General features: G+C 28.3%; 2 protein-coding genes. One reads left to right on the forward strand and one right to left on the reverse strand.

The window, feature by feature from the left end:
- A partial coding sequence (locus tag KGF50_RS21050) for an HAD-IC family P-type ATPase (protein WP_413926852.1) occupies positions 1-2,367 on the forward strand: 2,367 nt, incomplete at its 5' end.
- 95 nt (positions 2,368-2,462) lie between these two features.
- On the opposite strand, the gene KGF50_RS21055 is transcribed toward KGF50_RS21050, so the two are convergent.
- Entirely contained in the window at positions 2,463-2,780 is a 318-nt protein-coding gene (locus tag KGF50_RS21055) for a pyrimidine/purine nucleoside phosphorylase (protein WP_227433130.1), read from the reverse strand.
- Between the last annotated feature and the right edge of the window lie 115 nt (positions 2,781-2,895).

The following is a 2,895-nucleotide window of genomic DNA, read 5'->3' on the forward strand; positions in this document are numbered from 1 at the left end:
GAGTATAATATGGATAAAGTTAACTTAAAAAGATATAATTGTGATATAAATGTTGGATTAAACAGTGAACAACTTCAAAGTAGAATAGATGACAATTTAATTAATGTATTTGACAATGGAAAAACTAAAACATACAAGCAAATTTTTAAAGATAATATATTTACACTTTTTAATCTTATAAATCTTGTTTTAGTTTGTTTGCTAGTTTCAGTTGGCTCTTTTAAAAATACCTTATTTATATTTATTGCTGTAATTAATACTATTATTGGTGTGATTCAAGAAATAAGAGCAAAAATATTGTTGGACAATCTATCTGTTATAGTATCAAGCAAAGTATCTGTTATAAGGGAAAAGGAGAAAAAAGAGATTGATGTTCAGGAATTAGTGCTAGACGATATTATGATTTTAAAAACAGGAAATCAAATCTGTGCAGATTCAAAAGTTTTAGAAGGAAAGTTAGAGGTAAATGAATCTCTAATTACAGGAGAATCTGATATTATTGTAAAAAGCAAAGGTGATTTTTTATATTCTGGTAGTTTTGTAGTTTCCGGAGATGCATTTGTAAAAGTTGAGAACATAGGAAAAGATAACTATGCAAATAAGATAGCTAGTGACGCTAAAATTTCTAAGAAACATAATTCTCAACTTAGAAATTCATTAAATGCAATATTAAAAGTTGTTGGTGTAATAATTATTCCTTTAGGAGTTATATTGTTTGTAAAACAACATTTTGGAAATGGGGACTCTATAGTAACATCTGTAGTAGGTACTGTGGCAGCTGTAAATGGAATGATACCAGAGGGATTAACTCTGCTTACAAGTATTGCTTTGGCTGTTGGGACAATAAAGCTTGCAAGTCATAAAACTTTAGTTCAAGAATTATATTGTGTAGAGACTCTTGCTAGAGTTGACACATTATGTCTTGATAAAACAGGTACAATCACAGAAGGTAAAATGCAAGTTGATGATGTAGTAATGCTTGAAAAAGTTAATGTAAACGAGATAATGGGAAATTTGTGTAATTCTCTTAAAGATGACAATGCGACATTAAATGCTATAAGAGATAAATATACTATTTCAGATACATATAAAGTTAAAAATTTGATTCCATTCTCATCAGCAAGAAAATACAGTGGTGTTGTCTTTGAAAATGAAGGTACATACTTAATAGGAGCCTTTGAGTTTATTTTTAAAGATAGATATAAAGACTTAAAAATAGAGATTGAAAAATATTCTAAAGCAGGAAATAGAGTAATAGCTTTGGCTCATAGTAATTCTTATATGGAAGATAATAAGATACCTGAAGATATAAAACCACTTGCTTTTATATTGATATTAGATAAAATTAGGGATGAAGCCAAGGAAACTTTAGAGTTTTTTTATAATGAAGGTGTAGATATAAAAATTATATCTGGAGATAATCCAATAACAGTAAGTGAAGTAGCAAGAAAAGCTGGTCTTAAAACAGCTAGTAGATTTATTGATGCGACAACACTTAAAAATGATAAAGAGATATACGATGCAGTTGATAAATATAGTGTTTTTGGAAGAGTAAGCCCACAACAAAAGAAACAAATGATTGTAGCATTAAAACAACAAAATCGTACAGTAGCAATGACCGGAGATGGTGTAAATGATGTATTAGCACTTAAAGAAGCTGACTGTAGTATTGCGATGGCATCTGGAAGTGATGCTACCAAAAATGTCTCTAATTTAGTGCTATTAGATTCAAACTTTGCATCTATGCCAAAGGTTGTTATGGAAGGAAGAAAGGTAATCAATAATATTCAAAGAGCATCTTCTTTGTTTTTAGTAAAGACAATCTTTTCATTCTTCTTATCACTGTTAACATTATTTTTCTTTAGTAGACAGTATCCATTTGTACCAATTCAGTTATCATTGATTGGAGCTGTAACAGTAGGTATACCATCATTCTTTTTAGCTCTTGAGGCAAACCGAAGTAGGATTTCAGGAAATTTCTTACTTAATATATTAAAAAATGCTTTACCAGGAGCACTATGTGTAACATTAAATGTAATTATTGTTTACAATATAGTTGAATACTTAGGTTATAGTTCAAGTGTATTTTCTACGATGTGTGCTATATTAACTGGTATATGTGGTCTTTTGATATTAAGACAGCAATGCTTGCCATTTAATAAAGAAAGATTATTTTTAATTGTAAGCATGACTATAGCATTTGTTGTTGGAATCCTATTTTTAGGTGGATTATTCTCATTTGTAGCTCTAAGTAAAGAGCTAATCCTTATAACTATGGTATTAGCAGTATTAATGCCGATTATGATAAAAGTTATGTTATTTGTATTAGATGAGATACTAGACACAATAGCCCCAGATTTAAACTGACTTGAATAATATAAAAAAAGAGCAACTTAATATTAAATAGAGTTGTTCTTTTTTTATATACATTAAATTTTATATAAGAATATCATATATATTTATTAATCAGCTATGTATGAACAGCAATAGTCAACAACTTCATTAACTTTTAAATCAAAACTTGAATCAGAAGGAACATTAAATTTTTGACCTTCCTTATATGTTACAAACTCATTGCTTCCAGGTAGTTTTACATCCATGCTTCCAGCAAGCATTTCCATTATTTCTTCTTCTCTAGTAGAAAAAGTGTACTCTCCAGGTAACATCAATCCTAAAGTTTTTCTTTCACCATTAGGAAATATTATTACTCTACTACTTACCTTACCATCAAAATAAACGTTTGCTTTTTTTACCGCAGTAACATCTTTAAATTCACTCATTAGACAAATCCTCCAAAATTATTTATTCATATATATTATATAAAAATAACGCAAAAATTTCTATATTTTTACGCAAAAATTTAGTATTTCTAAAAAAAATTAATAAATATAAAAT

The sequence above is a fragment of the Clostridioides sp. ZZV15-6598 genome (assembly GCF_020657705.1).
Taxonomy (GTDB): domain Bacteria; phylum Bacillota; class Clostridia; order Peptostreptococcales; family Peptostreptococcaceae; genus Clostridioides; species Clostridioides difficile_F.

Coding starts and splice junctions, on each gene's coding strand:
- KGF50_RS21055 (WP_227433130.1), bottom strand. CDS start 2,780: ATGAGTGAATTTAAAGATGTTACTGCGGTAAAAAAAGCAAACGTTTAT.